The organism is Deinococcus frigens DSM 12807 (genome assembly GCF_000701425.1).
GTDB lineage: Bacteria > Deinococcota > Deinococci > Deinococcales > Deinococcaceae > Deinococcus > Deinococcus frigens.
In genome coordinates this window covers 1-17,116 of sequence record NZ_JNIW01000048.1, presented here as the reverse complement: position 1 = coordinate 17,116, position 17,116 = coordinate 1, and the positions used below count along the sequence as shown (strand labels likewise).

At 65.6% G+C, this 17,116-nt stretch carries 15 protein-coding genes; 10 read left to right on the top strand and 5 right to left on the bottom strand.

Translation table 11 applies throughout. The annotated features are described in order from the left end of the window. The first annotated feature begins 46 nt into the window (after positions 1-46). Both xylA and xylB read left to right on the top strand, forming a co-directional pair. The gene (gene xylA / locus Q322_RS0114725) at positions 47-1,213 is read left to right on the top strand and encodes a xylose isomerase (RefSeq protein ID WP_029478671.1); all 1,167 of its coding nucleotides are present in this window, start codon (positions 47-49) and stop codon (positions 1,211-1,213) included. Beyond that, positions 1,210-2,679: a xylulokinase gene (xylB, locus tag Q322_RS0114720; RefSeq protein WP_029478670.1), complete on the top strand. Its 1,470-nt coding sequence runs from the start codon at positions 1,210-1,212 to the stop codon at positions 2,677-2,679. The genes xylA and xylB overlap by 4 nt, the downstream gene beginning before the upstream one ends. A gap of 74 nt (positions 2,680-2,753) precedes the next feature. On the opposite strand, the gene Q322_RS0114715 is transcribed toward xylB, so the two are convergent. The 5 genes from Q322_RS0114715 to Q322_RS0114695 all read right to left on the bottom strand — a co-directional run bounded on the left by Q322_RS0114715 (position 2,754) and on the right by Q322_RS0114695 (position 7,610). After that, the gene (locus Q322_RS0114715) at positions 2,754-3,227 is read right to left on the bottom strand and encodes a DUF302 domain-containing protein (protein ID WP_034418705.1); all 474 of its coding nucleotides are present in this window, start codon (positions 3,225-3,227) and stop codon (positions 2,754-2,756) included. A 100-nt stretch (positions 3,228-3,327) separates the two neighbouring features. Further along, positions 3,328-4,179: a tryptophan 2,3-dioxygenase gene (locus tag Q322_RS0114710; protein WP_029478668.1), complete on the bottom strand. Its 852-nt coding sequence runs from the start codon at positions 4,177-4,179 to the stop codon at positions 3,328-3,330. Continuing rightward, on the bottom strand, positions 4,176-5,423 hold the full coding sequence (gene kynU, locus Q322_RS0114705; RefSeq protein WP_051668638.1) for a kynureninase: 1,248 nt from the start codon (positions 5,421-5,423) through the stop codon (positions 4,176-4,178). The genes Q322_RS0114710 and kynU overlap by 4 nt, the downstream gene beginning before the upstream one ends. Positions 5,424-5,620: 197 nt before the next feature. After that, entirely contained in the window at positions 5,621-6,511 is an 891-nt protein-coding gene (locus Q322_RS0114700; protein WP_029478666.1) for an ROK family protein, read from the bottom strand. Positions 6,512-6,554: 43 nt separating this feature from the next. After that, positions 6,555-7,610: a LacI family DNA-binding transcriptional regulator gene (locus Q322_RS0114695; protein WP_084148013.1), complete on the bottom strand. Its 1,056-nt coding sequence runs from the start codon at positions 7,608-7,610 to the stop codon at positions 6,555-6,557. 310 nt (positions 7,611-7,920) lie between these two features. Between Q322_RS0114695 and Q322_RS0114690 the strand changes: the two genes are divergently transcribed. From Q322_RS0114690 to Q322_RS0114655, 8 genes are all read left to right on the top strand, one after another. Beyond that, on the top strand, positions 7,921-9,249 hold the full coding sequence (locus Q322_RS0114690; protein ID WP_029478664.1) for an ABC transporter substrate-binding protein: 1,329 nt from the start codon (positions 7,921-7,923) through the stop codon (positions 9,247-9,249). 163 nt (positions 9,250-9,412) lie between these two features. Then, a complete protein-coding gene (locus Q322_RS0114685) occupies positions 9,413-10,342 on the top strand; it encodes a carbohydrate ABC transporter permease (protein ID WP_029478663.1) in 930 nt (309 codons plus the stop codon). Between the two features lies 1 nt (position 10,343). Beyond that, entirely contained in the window at positions 10,344-11,201 is an 858-nt protein-coding gene (locus Q322_RS0114680) for a carbohydrate ABC transporter permease (protein WP_211248915.1), read from the top strand. Positions 11,202-11,298: 97 nt separating this feature from the next. Then, complete coding sequence (locus Q322_RS0114675) at positions 11,299-11,988, top strand: nucleoside/nucleotide kinase family protein (RefSeq protein WP_029478661.1); 690 nt, start codon at positions 11,299-11,301, stop codon at positions 11,986-11,988. Positions 11,989-12,046: 58 nt separating this feature from the next. Beyond that, positions 12,047-13,582 carry a mannitol dehydrogenase family protein gene (locus Q322_RS0114670; protein WP_029478660.1) on the top strand — a complete coding sequence of 512 codons (1,536 nt, stop codon included), beginning with the start codon at positions 12,047-12,049 and terminating at the stop codon, positions 13,580-13,582. Positions 13,583-13,658: 76 nt separating this feature from the next. After that, a complete protein-coding gene (locus Q322_RS0114665) occupies positions 13,659-14,765 on the top strand; it encodes an NAD(P)-dependent alcohol dehydrogenase (protein ID WP_029478659.1) in 1,107 nt (368 codons plus the stop codon). Positions 14,766-14,910: 145 nt separating this feature from the next. After that, complete coding sequence (locus Q322_RS0114660; RefSeq protein WP_029478658.1) at positions 14,911-15,780, top strand: SDR family oxidoreductase; 870 nt, start codon at positions 14,911-14,913, stop codon at positions 15,778-15,780. Positions 15,781-15,790: 10 nt separating this feature from the next. Then, positions 15,791-17,116: family 1 glycosylhydrolase (locus Q322_RS0114655; protein WP_029478657.1), on the top strand; the 1,326-nt coding region annotated here is incomplete at its 3' end.

Sequence of the window (17,116 nt, the reverse complement as noted above, 5' to 3'; positions counted from 1 at the left end):
CCAGTCCATTTGGCGAAAACGATTTCGTTATAATGTAGGAGGAACCATGACCGACTTCAATCCCACCCCCGCAGATCGGTTCACCTTTGGCCTCTGGACCGTCGGCAATGTCGGGCGCGATCCGTTTGGCGAACCTACCCGGCAGCCGCTGAGCGCGCCGTACATCGTGCGCAAGCTGGCCGAGCTGGGCGCGTCGGGCATCAACCTGCACGACAACGATTTGGTGCCGATTGACGCCACGGCGGCTGAGCGTGACCGGATCGTTTCGGACCTGAAAGCCGCGCTGTCTGAAACCGGCCTGAAGGTGCCGATGGCCACCACCAACCTGTTCGGCGATCCGGCGTTCAAGGACGGCGCGTTCACCAGCGCAGACCGCCGCGTGCGCGCCTATGCGCTCCAGAAAACCATGCGCTCGATGGATCTGGGAGCCGAACTGGGCGCACAGACCTATGTGTTCTGGGGTGGCCGCGAGGGAACGGAAGTGGACGCGGGCGGCAAATTGATGGACGCGCTGGCCTGGTTCCGCGAGAGCCTGAATTTCCTGGCCGAATACAGTGAGGCGCAGGGCTACGGCTACCGCTTCGCGCTGGAACCCAAGCCCAACGAGCCGCGCGCCGACATCTTTTTGCCCACCGTGGGCAGCGCCCTGGGCTTTATTCCCACGCTGGACAAGCCGGAGCTGTTCGGTGTCAACCCCGAATTTGCCCACGAGACGATGGCGGGCCTCAGCTTCCCGCACGCGCTTGCCCAGGCGCTGGACGCGGGCAAGCTCTACCACGTCGATCTGAACGATCAGAAGATGGGCCGCTTCGATCAGGACCTGCGCTTCGGCGCGGAGAACATCAAGGGAGCCTTCTTTACCGTCATGCTGCTCGAAGAGGGCGGCTACAGCGGCCCGCTGCACTTCGACGCCCACGCCCTGCGCACCGAGGACGAGGCGGGCGTGTGGACCTTTACGCGCGGCTGCATGCGGACCTACCTGATCCTGAAAGACAAGGTGGCCCAGTTCCGCGCCGACTCCGAGATCACGGCGGCGCTGGAAGCCTACCGTGTGGAGGACGGGGAGCTGGCCGCCCTGAGCAAGTTCTCGCCTGAGAACGCCGAGGCCCTCAAGAACCGTACCTTTGACCGCGCGGCGCTGGGCGTGCGTGGTCCGGGCCTGGAAGCGCTGGACCAGATGACCACCGAGCTGTTGATGGGCGTGAGGGGATGAGCAACCCCGTCACGCTGGGCATCGATATCGGCACCAGCGGCGTCAAGGCGGTGGCGCTGGACGCGGGCGGCAGGGTGGTCGCCAGCACCACGCGCGCCTATCCGCTGCTGACCCCGCAGCCCGGCTGGACCGAGCAGCGCCCGCAGGACTGGGCCTCGGCCACCCTGGACGCCTTAAAGGAACTGGCCGGAACGCTGAAGGCAGATGGCCGCACTCCGCTGGCGCTGGGCCTCAGCGGGCAGATGCACGGCGCGGTCTTTCTGGCTGCGGGCGGCGAGATCATCCGCCCCGCGCCGCTCTGGAACGATCAGCGCACCGGGGCGGCGGTAGACGAGATCGAGGCCAGAATCCCGCGCGAGGAATTGATCGCCCGCACCGGCAACCGCGCCGTGACCGGCTTCCAGTTGCCCAAGCTGCTGTGGCTGCGTCAGGCCGAACCGGAGAACTTTGCTCGCCTCCACAAATTGCTGCTGCCCAAGGATTACCTGAGCTACGTCCTGACCGGCAATTTCTTCACCGAGCCGTCCGACGCTTCGGGGATTGGCGCGTTGAACCTGGCGGCCAAGAGCTGGGATATGGACGTCCTGAACGCCCTCTCGCTGAATGTAGAGCTGTTCCCTGAAGTGGTGGACTCCTGGGCGGTGGTGGGCCAGATTCTGCCCGGTTTGGCGGCGCAGACCGGATTACCCACTGACCTCAAGATTGTGGCGGGGGGCGGCGACAATGCGGCGGCGGGCATCGGCCTGGGCCTGGGGGCGCACCGCCCCGGCGTGGGCAGCGTCAGCCTGGGAACCAGCGGCGTGCTGTTTGCCCCACTGGACACGCCCACTCCTGACCCGCAGGGCCGCGTCCACCTGTTCGCCCACGCCGACGGCGGCTACAACCTGCTGGGCGTCACGCTGGCGTGTGCCGGGGCACTGCAATGGTTCCACGACGCGCTGGCCCCCGAAACCGACTTCCCCTCTCTACTGGATGAGGCGGCCACCGTTCCAGACGGCTCCGAGGATGTGACCTTCCTGCCCTACCTGGCCGGAGAACGCAGCCCGCTGATGAACCCCGATCTGCGCGGCTCGTGGTCCGGCCTGAGCCTGGCGCACCGCCGCTCGCATCTGGTCCGCGCGCTGCTGGAAGGCACCGTCTGCGCGCTGTCCGATACCTACCGGGTCATGCAGCCCCTTTCCAGCCTGACCACCCTGCTGGCCACCGGCGGCGGCGCACGCAGCGACCTGTGGCTGGGTCTGGTCAGCGGCGCGCTGGAATTGCCCGTCCAGCACATTAAGCACGCTCCCGGCGCGGCGGAGGGGGCGGCGCTGCTCGCCATGCCCGCCGCCGGACTGTTTCCCGACCTGAAAGCGGTGATGGACACGCTCAGGCCCGAGGGTGAGGCCGTCTCGCCGCAGCCGATGAAGCGGGCGCTGGAGCAGCACGCGGCGGCGCTGGAGGCACTGCCAGGCCCCAACGCCTAGCGGGGTTTTCACGGCAAATGCGAGGGGTTGCGGTATCAAAGCTGGAACCCCTCGCATTCGCTGTGACCAACGCGCTATTTCAGGGCGTTCATCGCAATCATCTTCAGCGCCCCGCCTGCCTTGGCGAAGGCCTCGTTGCAGCCGCTGGCGTTGTGCCGCGACATCAGGTAGGCCGGATCGTTGTAGGTCAGCCAGACCTGCCCGGCGGCGTCCTGATAGGCCAGGAACTTGACCGGCAGATCAATCGCCACCGTCTGCGCGCACAGCATCAGCGCCGTGCCGCCCCTGGGATTGCCCACCAGCAGCACCTCGGTGGGCCGCAGTTCCAGCCCCACCTTCTGCGCGGCCTGGGCGTGGTTGATGCGCGCGGCCACGCCAAAATCGAGCGCGGCAGCAGCAGTGGTCACGCGGTCCAGCGTCTCGCCCACGCTGTAGGGGCTGGGCATGCTGACCAGGCCGCTGCCCATTGGCTCGGCACCTCCGGCAGAGGCGATGCTGAGGCTGGCGGTCAGGATGGCGGCGCTGAACAGGGTCGAGTGTCGGGACATGAAATCTCCTTTGGACGTCTCTGAGAGGGCACTGGGAATCGGATGTTGGGAATCGGATACTGCTGGTACGTGAATTCGGAGGTTCTGGTTCGATCCCCCGCTACAGCCGCGTTCTGACTTCCCACAACTCCGGGAACAGGACCACGCCCAGCACGCCGCGCAGGTAGCCCGCACCGCTGGTGCCGCCCGATCCGGCCTTGAAGCCAATCGTGCGCTCCACGGTGGTCAGGTGGTTGAAGCGCCAGCGCCGGAAGTTGTCCTCTACATCCAGCAGCTTCTCGGCCAGCTCGTACAGGTCCCAGTAGGTCTGGGGATCGCGGTATACGGTCAGCCAGGAGTCCAGCACCGTTTCGTTCAGGACCGGGGGCAGGGTCAGGTCACGGTGCAGCACCTCGTCCGGTACCGGCAGCCCGCGCTCGGCCAGCAGGTTCAGGGCCAGATCGTAGACGCTGGGGGCGTTGAGATCGGCCTCCAGCGGGCCGTGCAGATCGGGCCGGTGTTCGTGCGGACGCAGCAGCACGGCGCGGCGGTTGCCCAGCAAGAATTCCACCGTGCGGTAGCTGGCCGACTGGAAGCCCGACGCCTGCCCGAAGGCATGGCGGAATTGCAAGTAGTCGGCGGGGGTCATGGTCTTCAGCACTTCCCAGGCGTTGGTCAGTTGCTCCTGGGCGCGCACCACGCGGGTCAGCATCTTCAGCGGCGCGTCGGTGATGCCGCCTTCCAGCAGCGTCATGGCCGCCCGCAACTCGCGCACGATCAGCTCCAGCCACACCTCCGAAACGTGGTGGACCGTGATGAACAGGTGTTCGTCGTGCGCCGCCGTGATGGGCTGATGGGCGGCCCTGAGCGTGTCCAGGCGCAGGTAATCGCCGTAGCTGAGGCTCTGGGAAAAGTCGGTGTGGGCGCGCTCGGGGGCATTCTGGCCGGGGGTATTCTGGTCTGCGCCGGTCACGCCTCCCCGCCTTCCTCCAGCACCGTCTTGATGCCCTGCACCGCCCGCCACACGTCCGCGTGCGAGTGGTACAGCGGCGTGAAGCCGAAGCGCAGGATATCCGGCGTGCGGAAATCACCCAGAACGCCCCGCTCGATCAGCTTATGCATGACCTGCTGCGCCTGCGGATGCTGGTAGGACACCTGACTGCCGCGCTCGGCGTGGTTGCGGGGCGTTACCAGTTTGAGCGGATACCGGGCGGTCAGCGGTTCCATCAATTCGATAAACGTATCGGTCAGCGACAGCGACTTGGCCCGCAGTTGCCCCATATCCACATCCGCGAACACCTCCAGCGCGGCGTCCAGCGCGCTCAGGCTGAGAACCGTGGGCGTGCCCACCACGTAGCGCCGCGCGCCGGGGGCGGGGGTGAAGTCGCGGGCCATCTCGAAGGGATCGGCGTGGCCCATCCAGCCGCTCAGGAACGCGGGGGCCGAACCGTGATGCCGCTCGGCGACAAACAGAAAACTGGGTGCGCCGGGGCCGCCGTTGAGGTACTTGTAACCGCAGCCCACCGCAAAATCGGCCCCCGCGCCCTTCAGGTCCACCGGGAACGCCCCGGCGGAATGCGCCAGATCCCAGATGGTCAGGATGCCGCGCTGCTGTGCCTTTGCCGTCAGCCCGGCCAGATCCAGTTTGCGCCCGGTACGGTAATCCACCTCGGTCAGCAGGGTCAGGGCGACTTCATCGGTCAGGTTCGCCTCCAGCTCCGCGCCTGGCACGCGCCGCAGCTCATAGCGTCCACCCAGCAGCGCGTTCAGACCCTGTGCCATATACAGGTCTGTGGGGAAATTGTCAGCGTCGGTCAGGATGATGCGGCGTTCGGGCGCGGCCATGTGCAGCGCGGCGGCCAGCAGCTTGAAGAGGTTGACGCTGGTGCTGTCGCCCACCGCAACCTCTTGCGGTTGCGCGCCGATCAGCGGGGCGATCCTGGCGGCCACGCGGTCCGGCAGGTTCATCCAGTCCTGCGCGGCCTCGGCATTGGCGGTCCACGAGCGGATGAGCTGACCGCCCCATTCCTCCTCGGCCACGCGGGCCAGGCGGGCGGGGACGCTGAGCGGCAGCGCGCCCAGACTGTTGCCGTCCAGATAGATCACGCCCTCCGGCAGCTTAAATTCGGCGCGTTTGTGGGCCAGTGGATCGCGGGCGTCTTTCTCCTGCAACTGGCTCAGGCCAGAATCGGCGAACAGGCGGTCAAATACGGTCATGATGGAACCTCACAGGAAAGGCGGGCACCTGGCCCGCAGGAGCGTGGGCCGACAGCAGGAAAACGTCTCATCCCGGCAGCGGACGGCCCAGCCTGGCGCACCACCAGGCCCGCAGCGCGCGGGCGATGGCGTTCGCCCCGGCGTGGCTCCTGTGGTGTGGGCCGTCGGTGGACATGGTTTGGAGTATAGGGGCTGGTTCAGCCTCTCCCCGCCCACAGCCCCGCACCGATCAACCCGGCGTCCGCGCCCAGCTCGGCGTGAACGACTTGGGGTTGATAGCGCGGTGGAAACAGGCCCAGGCTGCGGCGCACCCGCGCCAGATACCCGGCGCGCAGGCCCACGCTGCCGCCCAGGGCAACCCTCGTCACACCCAGCAACGCTGCAATGTCCGCAACTTTCCAGGCGATCAGGGTGGCAGACCTGCGGTACAGCATGTCTGCGCGCGCCACGCCAGCCTCGGCGGCATCGGCCAGGGCGCGGGCGTCGGCCAGACCCAGGCCCCGCGCCTGAGCGCCCAGCGCCGTGCCGCTCGTCTCAAATTCCAGTGGCCCCAGTTCGCCCAGGGGCGAGACCTGCGTCCCCTGTTTCCAGACGGCAGGCACGCTCACGAAGCCCAGTTCAGCGTCCAGACCGTTGCCCGCCAGATGCAGCCGCCCGCCCAGCACCAGCCCCGCGCCCACGCCCGTGCTGACGGTGATGAACATGAATTCGCCCGTTCCCCGTCCGGCTCCCGCCACAAACTCGCCCCAGGCGGCGGCGCGGGCGTCGTTCAGGGCGGCGCAGGGCAGCCCCAGCGCCGCTCCGAGCTGCTGCTCAAGCGGCACGTCGGTCCAGCCGGGAAAGGTATGGACGGCAGTGGCGGTCACGCGCCCGGCAGCCACCGCGCCCGCGCAGGCCACGCCGACGGCGGCGGCGTCCGGGGCCAGCGGCGCGGCCAGCGTCAATGCCGCCTCAATCACCGCCCCCGGTGTGCTGGGCTTGGGCGTGCGGACCTCGGCGCGGCGGGTGATCTGCCCGCCTGCGATCAATGCGGCCCGCATGGAGGTGCCGCCGATATCGAGGGCCAGCAGGGATGCGGAGATGGACATGGGGGAATTACAGCACGGCGGGCGGTTCTGTCTCCGGCGGACCTCAGCGGGTCAGGGCCAATCTGCGCTGCCGGGGCGGGGCGCAACTGCCGCGCACGATCAATCGGCCTGGAAAAACGGCGTGCTGGGGGTTGGTTTTGCCGTCCGCGTCATCCTGGCCTTCCAGGGCGCACAGCACTGCGCGGGCCGCTGTCTCGGCCATCTGCTCGACAGGTTGCTCGATCACGGTGATCGGCGGGTCCACCAGAGCAGTCCAGGGATAGTTGTCAAAGGTCAGCAGCGAGAGGTCACCCGGCAGGCTTAGGCCGCGCTCGCGGATGGCCCGGAACGCGCCGATGGCCTGGGTGCCGGTCAGGGCGATCAGCGCGGTGGGCGGGCTGGGCAGCGCCAGGAGTTCGTGGGTCAGGGCGTAGGCGGTGTCCTCGGTCAGCAGCACCACGCGCTGGTATTCGGGCGGCACGTGCAGGCCCCGGTCGCGCATGGCCTGGGGAAAGGTCCGCGACCGGCCTTCCGGGTGGACCACGGGATCGTAGGTGCCCAGCGCGGCGATGCGGGTGTGACCCAGCCCATGCAGGTACGCCACGGCTTCCCGCATGGAGCGGGCGTTGTCCAGCAGGACGCTAGAAAATGCCGCGCCGTCGGGCACGTAGTCGTATTCCAGTATGAACAGGCCGCGCCCCCGCAGGCGTTCCAGGTACTCGCGGCTGTCGTCGCCGTACCCGGGCCGCAGCATGATGGCCGCCACCCGCTGACCGTACAACCGGCGCAGTTCGGGCAGTTCCAGGCGGGCGCTGTACTCGTTCTCGCTGATGATCAGTGTATAGTCGGCGGCCTTGAGATGGCGGGCGGCGGCGCGGGCGAACTGCGCGAAGAACGGCTCAACGATGCTGGCCACCACCAGGCCCACCGTCCGGCTCTGGCCGCCGCGCAGGCTGCCTGCGCGCACGTCGGGTTCGTAGTGCAGCTCCTGAATGGCCGCCTGCACCCGCGCCAGGGTGTCCGGCGTGAGCTTGCCGGGATCGCGCAGCGCACGTTTGGCCGTGGTAGCAGAAACCCCGGCCAGCCGCGCGACATCCTGAATCGTTGACACGCGGACCATTGTAGGCCGTTTGGGCTGGAGGCATGTCCCCGTGCAGCCGAACTTTCCAGATTGGAGGGTGGTCCCGTGTCCAATGTTGTGCATGCCGGGCTGTGGTCCGTAATGGGCTGCAATCGACAGCGGTCTGATGCGAGTCCAAGAATTCTGGATTTGACGAATCAGAACATCTGTGGTTCAATCATGGACACGAGACCATTCATCACCTGACCAGGGAACGCCCCGGTTGACCCGAACGCGTTGACCCCATCATCTGAGGTTTGCCGTTCATTATCTCGCCGCTCGGAAAGGTTGCGGCGATGGAGGAATACCCATGAAACGACTGTTAATGCTCAGCCTCGCTCTGACCGCCACCGCACAGGCGGCCACCACCATCACCATCGCCACCGTGAACAATCCGGACATGGTGACCATGCAGAAGCTGTCGGGCGAGTTCACCAAGAAATACCCCGATATCAACACGAAATGGGTGGTCCTGCCCGAGAACGAACTGCGCCAGAAGGTCACGCTGGACGTGGCGAGCGGCGCGGGCAGCTTCGACGTCGCCACCGTGGGCGCGTACGAGGTGCCGATCTGGGCCAAGAACGGCTGGCTCGATCCGCTGACCCCGATGTTCGCCAAGAACCCTGAGATCGCCAAGAGCTACAACCTGGACGACGTGATTCCGGGTGTCCGCGCGGCCCTCACGGTGAACAAGAACCTGTACGCGGTTCCCTTTTACGCCGAGAGCAGCATGACGTATTACAACAAAGACCTGTTCAAGGCCGCCGGGATTTCCATGCCGCAAAGCCCCACCTGGAGCCAGATTCAGGGCTTTGCCGCCAAGGTCCACAACCCCGGCAAGGGCGTGTATGGCATCTGCCTGCGCGGGCTGCCCGGTTGGGGCGAGAACATGGCCGTGTTCAGCACCGTGATGAACACCTTCGGCGGGCGCTGGTACGACAACGACTGGAAGGCCCAGCTCAACTCGCCCGCCTGGAAAAGCGCCATGACCTTCTATGTGGACACCATCAAGAAGTACGGCCCTCCCGGCGCAACCGGCAACGGCTTTACCGAGAACTTGACCCTCATGAGCCAGGGCAAGTGCGGCATGTGGGTGGACGCCACCGTGGCCGCCGGTCTGCTGAGCGATCCCAGCGCCTCCAAGGTCACCAAGTCGATTGGCTTTGCCAACGCGCCCACCGGCCCCGGCACCCCCAAGGGCAACCACTGGTACTGGAGCTGGAACCTGGCGATTCCCAAGAGCACCAAGAAGGAAGACGCGGCCTTCAAGTTCATTACCTGGGCCACCAGCCAGGAGTACATCGCCCTGGTCGCCAAGGAAAAGGGCACCTGGGCCTCGGTGCCTCCCGGCACCCGCACCAGCACCTACAACAACGCCAACTACAAGAAGGCCGCCGGAGCGTTCAGCGGGCTGGTGCAGAGCGCCATCAACAGCGCCGACGTGACCAATGCCACCAAGGACCCCGTTCCCTACACCGGCATCCAGTACGTCGCCATCCCGCAGTTCCAGGCGCTGGGGACCCAGGTGGGTCAGTTCCTGGCCGGGGCGATCAGCGGTCAGACCACCGTGGATCAGGCGCTCAAGCAGGCGCAGGACGCCGCCCAGAAGGTCGCCAAGGAAGGCGGCTACCAGAAATAAAACCCGGCGCTTCTGGTCAGGACTGAAGGAGGAGGCCGGGTAGCGTTGCCCGGCCTCCTCCTGGCCTTTGGCCAGAGAAGGGCCGCGCCGAACCTGACCGCCGCCCGCCTGGCGAGTGCCCGGTGCCGGGATCAGACGGCCACCACCGCGATAAGGGGACCCCATGACCACCATTGCCAACCCCACCACCACCACGGCCAGTCCACCCGCCCCCAAACGCGGCCTGCGCCTGACCCCCGCCGCGCTGATCTGGCCCGCCATGCTGTACCTGATCCTGACCACTCAGGTGCCGTTCTTCATGACGGTGTACTACTCGTTCTTCAATTACAACCTGGTCATTCCCGACAACCGGCCCTTCATCGGCTTCGGCAACTACGCCACGCTGCTGACCAACCCGCAGAATCTGCAAGTCGTGCTGAACACCGTTATTCTGGCGGGCGGTACGTTGATCCTGACCCTGTTTATCGGCGGCGCGATGGCCATGCTGCTCAACCGCAACTTTCCGGGGCGCGGGCTGGTCCGCACCCTGATGATCAGCTCGTTTCTGGTGATGCCCATCGTCACGGCGGTGGTCTGGAAGAACATGCTGCTCAACCCGGTGTTCGGCTTCTTCTCGTGGGTGGTGGCCTCGCTGGGCGGGCAGCCGGTGGACTGGCTGGCGCAGTACCCGATGGCCAGCGTGATCGCCATGATCACCTGGGAATGGACGCCGTTTGCCATGCTGATCCTGCTGACGGGTCTGCAAAGCCTGCCTGACGATCAACTGGAGGCCGCCCGCCTGGACGGGGCCAGCCCCTTGCAGGAGTTTCAGCACATCGTGATGCCGCACTGGACCCAGGCCATTCAGGTGGTGGTGCTGATGGAAACCATCGCGCTGCTCCAGGTTTACGGCGAGATTTACGGCTCGACCTCCGGTGGGCCGGGACTGGCCACCACCAACCTGCCGTACTTCATCTACCAGAAAGCCTTTGCCGAGTACAACATCGGGCTGGCCAGCGCGGCAGGCGTGATCACCGTGATCCTCACCAACGTCTTGGCGGTCTACCTGCTGCGGATGATCAACCGCACCAACCAGAGCAACAAGGGAGGATGACGTGACGACCATACCCACCAACTCAATGCCGGTCAAACGGGACAAGAGCCGCATCAAGGTTCGCAACACCGTGCTGACCGTCATCACCTACCTGGTCGCCATCGCCTTCCTGTTCCCGCTGGTCTGGATGTTCCTGGCCGCCTTCAAGACCGAGGCCGAGGCTTTTGCCAGCCCGCCCGTCTTTGCCTTCACGCCGATCCTGGAGAACTTCAAGAATGCGCTGCCCAGTTACTTTCCGGCGCTGAAGAACAGCCTGATTGCCGCCATTGGCAGCACGCTGCTGGCCTTCGTGCTGGGGCTGCCCGCCGCCTTCGCGCTGGCGGTGTATCCCACCACCCGCGCCCAGGGCACGCTGACCTGGATGCTGTCCACCAAGATGATGCCCGCCGTGGGCGTGATCGTGCCGCTGTTCTTGCTGTTCCGCAACCTGCACCTGCTGGACACCCTGCCGGGATTGATCCTGATGTACACCACCATGAATCTGCCGCTGGTGGTCTGGATGATGCACAGCTACATGACCGAGATCCCGTTTGCCATTTACGAGGCCGCTAAGGTGGACGGCGCGTCGGTGGCGCAGGAATTCTTTGGGATCGCGCTGCCGCTGTCCACGCCGGGCATGGCCGCCACCGCGCTGCTGGCGGTGATCTTCGCATGGAACGAGGTCTTTTTCGCGGTCAACCTGACCAGTTCGGACGCCGCGCCGCTGAGCGTCTTTATCAGCTCGTTCAAGACCAGCATGGGCCTGTTTTGGGCACAGATGAGCGCCGCCGCCGCATTGACCGTACTGCCGGTGCTGATCTTCGGCTGGGTGGCCCAGCGCCAACTGGTGCGCGGCCTGAGCTTCGGCGCAGTCAAGTAATGTTTGACAGAGGGTAGCCAGGAGACGCGGCGGGCGCGATCAATCTTTTCCTGCCGCCCTCCCTCTCCCTGCCCCCGTCGTTGAATGGAGAATTGAAATGATCACGCCCCCACCCAATTCACAGCCCATGCCAGCTTTGCCCGAATCCGTGCGGGTCAACCTGGCTGAGCTGCTGGCGCGGGCGCGGTCCATGATCGTTCCGGGCCAGCGGCGCATGCTGGGGATCGTGGGCGCACCCGGGGCGGGCAAATCCACCCTGTGTGCCGCGCTGGCCGAGGCTCTGGGCACTGACGCCGCGCTGGTGGGTATGGACGGCTTTCATCTGACGAATACGGAGCTGGAGCGCCTGGGCCGCCGTGACCGCAAGGGCGCACCGGACACCTTCGACGCGGGCGGGTACGCGGCGTTGCTGGAACGGCTGCGCGTGGAAAAGGACGAGACGGTTTACGCGCCCACCTTTGACCGCCTGCTCGAAGAGTCCATCGGCAGCGCCGTTCCGGTCCCCGCAGGCACGCCCCTGATTCTCACCGAGGGCAATTACCTGCTGCTGGACGGTCTGGGATGGGGCCGGGTCAGACCCCAACTGGACGCCGTCTGGTTTCTGAAGCTGCCCGACGAGCTGCGAATGGAACGGCTGATCTTGCGCCACGTCGCCTTTGGCAAAGCGCCTGCCGAGGCCGAGGGGTGGGCGGACGCGGTGGACGGGCCGAATGCCGCCGTCATCAACGCCACCCGCGCCCGCGCCGACCTGATCGTGCAACTCGTGGACGAGCAACTCATGGAATAGAGTTCGCCTGGCCACCGCACCCGGATCAACCCCCCGCAACCCTTCTGGAGCGTTATCCATGACCAAACTAAACCTGAAAAACCTCGATCAGCTCGGCCCCGGCGTGGCCGTTCCCGACTACGATCCCCGCACGCTGAGCACCAGCATCGTGCATTTCGGCGTCGGCGGCTTTCACCGCTCGCACGAGGCGATGTACCTGGACCGGGTGCTGAATGCCGGGGGGCCGCATGCTGGAGGAAACGCCGACTGGGCCATCTGTGGCGTGGGTGTGCTGCCCGGAGACACGCGGATGCGCGACGTGCTAACGGCGCAGGATTACCTCTACACCCTGGTCACCAAGTCTCCGGCGGGCCAGACCGAGACGCGCGTGATCGGCGCAATTCACGAGTTTCTGTTCGCCCCCGACGATCCAGAGCGGGTTATCGAGAAACTGGCCGATCCTGCCACGCGCATCGTCTCACTGACCGTCACCGAGGGCGGCTACAGCATCAACAACGCCACCGGCGAGTTCGATCCGACGGGTGCGGAGATTGCCCACGATCTGCAACCCGGCGCGGTCCCGAAAACCGTCTTTGGGCTGATCACCGAGGGCCTGCGCCGCCGCCGGGAACGCGGCATTTCACCCTTCACCGTGATGTCCTGCGACAACATCCAGGGCAACGGCCACGTGACGCGGGGCGTGCTTTCGGACTTCGCGCGCCTCAAGGACGCCGGGCTGGGTGAGTGGATCGCCTGCGAAGTCGCCTTTCCCAATTCAATGGTGGACCGCATCACCCCCATGACCACCGATCAGGACCGGCGGGAGCTGGCCGTCACGTCAGGCATCGAGGACGGCTGGCCGGTGATCGGCGAGAGCTTTACGCAATGGGTTTTGGAAGACCACTTCACGCTGGGGCGGCCCCCGCTGGAGACGGTGGGCGTGCAGGTGGTGGCCGACGTGGAACCCTACGAGCTGATGAAATTAAGGCTGCTGAACGCCTCGCATCAGGCGATGGGCTACCTGGGCCTACTGGCGGGCTACACCCATGTCCACCAGGTCTGCGGCCTGCCCGTCTTCGTGGACTTTTTGCTGGGCTACATGGCCCGCGAGGGCGTGCCGACGCTGAAGCCCGTGCCCGGCATGGACCTGGAGGCCTATCAGCACGAGTTGATCGAGCGGTTTGCCAGCCCCGCCATTCAGGACACGCTGGCAAGATTGATCTTCGACGGCTCCGAGCGCATTCCCAAATTCCTGTTGCCGGTGGTGCGCGAGCAACTGGCGAAAGGCGGTGAAATTGACCACGCCGCGCTGGTGGTGGCGTCCTGGGCCGCGTATCTGGAAGCGGTGGACGCGGGCAATTCCGTCCCGCCGTTACAGGACCAGCGCGGGCCGCAACTGCTGGAGGCCGTGCGGCGTGAGGCAAATCAGCCCGGAGCGTTCCTGCAACTGAAGGACCTGTTTGGCGATTTGGGTGACCATCCGCAGTTCAGCGCAGCCTATCTGGCGGCGCGCAACAGCCTGCGCCAGCGCGGTCCCATCGGCGCGCTGGAGGCGCTGCTGGCGGATGCCCGTCCGGGCGTCGCGGCGCAGTCGCTGGTCAGTCCGCAGCCCTAGTCTCTGATCACACTTGAGTTGCCCCTTTCCAGCCGACTCTCCCCTCCCCCGATTCTCTCCCGCACGAGGCGTCCCCATGACTTCCACCCCATCCGCTCCCGCAGCCCCAACCGCCCCCGAGACACAGACCTCCCGCACCAGCGTGCTGCACGGCATCCGTGAGCTGAAGTGGGAAACGCGCCAGGTGCCTTCCCCCGGCCCGCGCGAGGTGCGCGTGCGCGTGCGGCGCATCGGCGTGTGCGGCAGCGACGTGCATTACTACACCCATGGACGCATCGGCCCCTTCGTGGTGGAAGCGCCGCTGGTGCTGGGCCACGAGGTGATGGGCGTGGTGGAGGCACTCGGGCAGGGCGTGACCAGTGTGCAGGTGGGAGACCGGGTGGCCCTGGAGCCGGGTTATCCCTGCCGCCGCTGCGCGTACTGCAAGCGCGGCGAGTACAACCTGTGCCCGCACATGACCTTTATGGCCACGCCGCCGGTGAACGGCGCGCTGGGCGAGTACCTGATCTGGCCCGACGACTTCGCCTTCAAGCTGCCCGACAGCATCAGCGACGACGCGGGCGCGCTGCTCGAACCCCTGGCGGTGGGCCTCTGGGCGGCGCGCAAGGGGGATGTTGGGCCGGGCGACAGCGTGGCGGTCTTTGGTGCTGGCCCGATTGGCTGCACCACCATCCAGGCGGCGAAAGCGGCAGGGGCCACCACCATCATCGCCGTCGATCTGGAGGACTTCCGGCTGGAACTGGCGCGCAGGGTGGGGGCCACCCACACCATCAACGCCCGCAGAGGCGACCCGCTGGCCGAAATCCGGGAGTTGACGCGCGGTGATCTGCCGCCCTCGCACGCTGGGGTGGACGTGGCGTTCGAGACAGCGGGTAGCCTGCCCACCACGCGCATGACGCTGGCCGCGCCGCGCCCCGGTGGCCGGGCGGTGCTGGTGGGCCTGCCGCCGGACCCCGAGGTCAGCCTGGACATCGTCTCGGCGGCCAGCCGCGAGGTCACGTTGCGCGGCGTGTTCCGCTACGCCAACTGCTACCCGGCGGCCATCGCGCTGGTGGCCAGCGGCGCAATTGATCTGGACGCGCTGGTCACGCACCGCTACGCCTTCGATCAGACACCCGAGGCCTTCGAGTTCGCCGATCACGAGAAGAAGGCCAGTATGAAGGTGATGATTAACGTGAGCTGAACAGGGGTATTGCAGAGGGGAGGCTGGGCGGTTCGACGGGGTCCGGCCTCCCTTCAGCGTTTCTTGAAACAACGCCGCCGCGTAGTGCAGCAGACACAGGTGGCAGATCGCCTGTCACAGCATGAACAATATCCAAGGAGGCCGTATGCCCGACAGACCCACATCCGATGATTTCAAGAACGCCGAGACGTTGCCCTACCCCGCCAAGCAGTCCGAGATGGGTATTCAACCGCAGTCCGATCTTAAAGATTACAAAGCTGCCGATAAGCTGAAAGGCAAGATCGCCCTGGTGACTGGCGCAGATTCCGGCATTGGCCGCGCGGTGGCGCTGGCCTTCGCCCTGGAGGGCGCTCAAGTTGCCATCCTGTACAACGAGAACGACGGCGACGCGCAGAAGACCAAAGAGATGGTGGAGGAGCGCGGCGGCGAGTGCCTGGTCATTAAGGCCGACGTGCGCCAGAAAGCCGCCTGCATGGACGCCGTGAAGCAGACCGTGGACAAATACGGCGGCCTGAACGTGCTGGTCAACAACGCGGCCTATCAGGCGACGCAGGACAGCATCCTGGACATCAGCGAGGAGCAACTGCGGCGCACACTGGAGACCAACCTCTTCGGCTACGTCTTCATGATCCAGGCGGCGCTGCCGCATTTACAGGACGGCGACGCGATCATCAACACTGGCTCAATTGTCGGCGAGACCGGCAATCCCATGCTGGTGGACTACACCGCCTCCAAGGGCGGCATCCACGCATTGACCAAGTCGCTGGCGCTGCAATTCGGCCAACTGGGCAACGGCATTCGCATCAACGCGGTGCTGCCCGGCCCGGTCTGGACCCCCAATATCCCCGGCACCATGCCGCTGGACGAGGTCCAGAAGTTCGGCCATGAAGTGGCGCTGGGCCGCCCCGGACAGCCGGAGGAACTGGCCCCCGCCTACGTCTATCTGGCCTGTCAGGACAGCTCCTTTACCACCGGTTCCCTGCTGCATGTGACCGGCGGGAAACTGTCCTCGTGAGGTCACGTCAATGAGCAAGGGCTTTCTGAAGATCATCAAGAAAGAGCTGGGCGACGGCAATTACGCTGGAGACCAGTACGGTGGTGCAGGGGGAAGCAGCGGCGCGGGCGTGCCCACAGGGACCCCCAGCAATTTCATGTTCGCCACCGGCATCGAATGCTCGTATCCCACCATCGAGAACGGCAAGGTACGGCGCGACGAGCTGGAAGAGTGCCACCACTACGAGCGCTGGGAGGAGGACCTGCATCTGGTCAAGGACCTGGGCCTCAAGTACCTGCGTTACGGTCTCCCCTATTACCGCGTTCACCAGGGTCCGGGCAAGTACGACTGGGAATTTTCCGATCAGGTGATGGCCGAGATGAAACGGCTGGAGATCACGCCAATCCTTGATCTGATGCACTTCGGGGTGCCGGACTGGCTGGGCAATTTCCAGAACCCGGAGCTGCCCGTCCATTTTGCCGAGTACGCCGAGGCGGTGGCACGGCGCTATCCCTGGGTGCGGCACTATACGCCCGTCAACGAGATCTACGTGACGGCCAAGGCCAGCGCGCAGGACGGGCTGTGGAATGAACAACTCAAGTCCGAGCGCGGCTTCGTGACGGCCCTCAAGCATGGCGTGGCGGCCAACATCCTGGCTTGCCAGTCGATTGCCCGCGTGCACTCCAACGCCATCATTGTGCTGGCCGAAAGCGCCGAGTACCTGCACGACGGCAGCCCGAAGCCCCGCCGCGAGATCTCGATGCAAAATCGGCTGCGGTTTCTCTCGCTGGACCTGAACTATGCCGTGCCGCCCGATTCGGAGGTCTTGCTGTACCTGATGGACAACGGCCTGTCCCGCGAGGAATACGACTGGTTCATGGCCGGAGAGCCGCCGGGCCACCAGATCATGGGCAGCGATTATTACGGCCACAACGAGAAGATCATCAAGCCCGACGGCAGCACCATAATCGGTGAGGATGTGTTCGGCTGGTATCAGATCGTCAAGGGCTACTACGAGCGCTATCAGAAGCCGGTTTTCCACAGTGAAACCAATGTCGCCGATCTCAAGCAGGCGCCGATCTGGTTATGGAAGCAGTGGCTGAACGTGCTGCGCATGCGTCAGGAAGGCACCCCGGTGGTGGGCTTCACCTGGTACAGCCTGACCGACCAGATCGACTGGGACATCGAGCTTGCTGAGAAGAAAGGGACCGTCAACACCAACGGCCTGTATACCCTGGACCGCAAGCCCAATCCGGTGGCTCACGCCTACCGCGAATTGTTGGAAAACTATGGGCAGATCACGGTCTCGCCGCACAGCGAACTGTTCGAGATTACGGATCAGGCCGCCCGGCTGAAG

Coding starts and splice junctions, on each gene's coding strand:
- xylA (WP_029478671.1), top strand. CDS start 47: ATGACCGACTTCAATCCCACCCCCGCAGATCGGTTCACCTTTGGCCTC.
- xylB (WP_029478670.1), top strand. CDS start 1,210: ATGAGCAACCCCGTCACGCTGGGCATCGATATCGGCACCAGCGGCGTC.
- Q322_RS0114715 (WP_034418705.1), bottom strand. CDS start 3,227: ATGTCCCGACACTCGACCCTGTTCAGCGCCGCCATCCTGACCGCCAGC.
- kynU (WP_051668638.1), bottom strand. CDS start 5,423: ATGACCGTATTTGACCGCCTGTTCGCCGATTCTGGCCTGAGCCAGTTG.
- Q322_RS0114700 (WP_029478666.1), bottom strand. CDS start 6,511: ATGTCCATCTCCGCATCCCTGCTGGCCCTCGATATCGGCGGCACCTCC.
- Q322_RS0114695 (WP_084148013.1), bottom strand. CDS start 7,610: ATGGTCCGCGTGTCAACGATTCAGGATGTCGCGCGGCTGGCCGGGGTT.
- Q322_RS0114690 (WP_029478664.1), top strand. CDS start 7,921: ATGAAACGACTGTTAATGCTCAGCCTCGCTCTGACCGCCACCGCACAG.
- Q322_RS0114685 (WP_029478663.1), top strand. CDS start 9,413: ATGACCACCATTGCCAACCCCACCACCACCACGGCCAGTCCACCCGCC.
- Q322_RS0114675 (WP_029478661.1), top strand. CDS start 11,299: ATGATCACGCCCCCACCCAATTCACAGCCCATGCCAGCTTTGCCCGAA.
- Q322_RS0114670 (WP_029478660.1), top strand. CDS start 12,047: ATGACCAAACTAAACCTGAAAAACCTCGATCAGCTCGGCCCCGGCGTG.
- Q322_RS0114665 (WP_029478659.1), top strand. CDS start 13,659: ATGACTTCCACCCCATCCGCTCCCGCAGCCCCAACCGCCCCCGAGACA.
- Q322_RS0114660 (WP_029478658.1), top strand. CDS start 14,911: ATGCCCGACAGACCCACATCCGATGATTTCAAGAACGCCGAGACGTTG.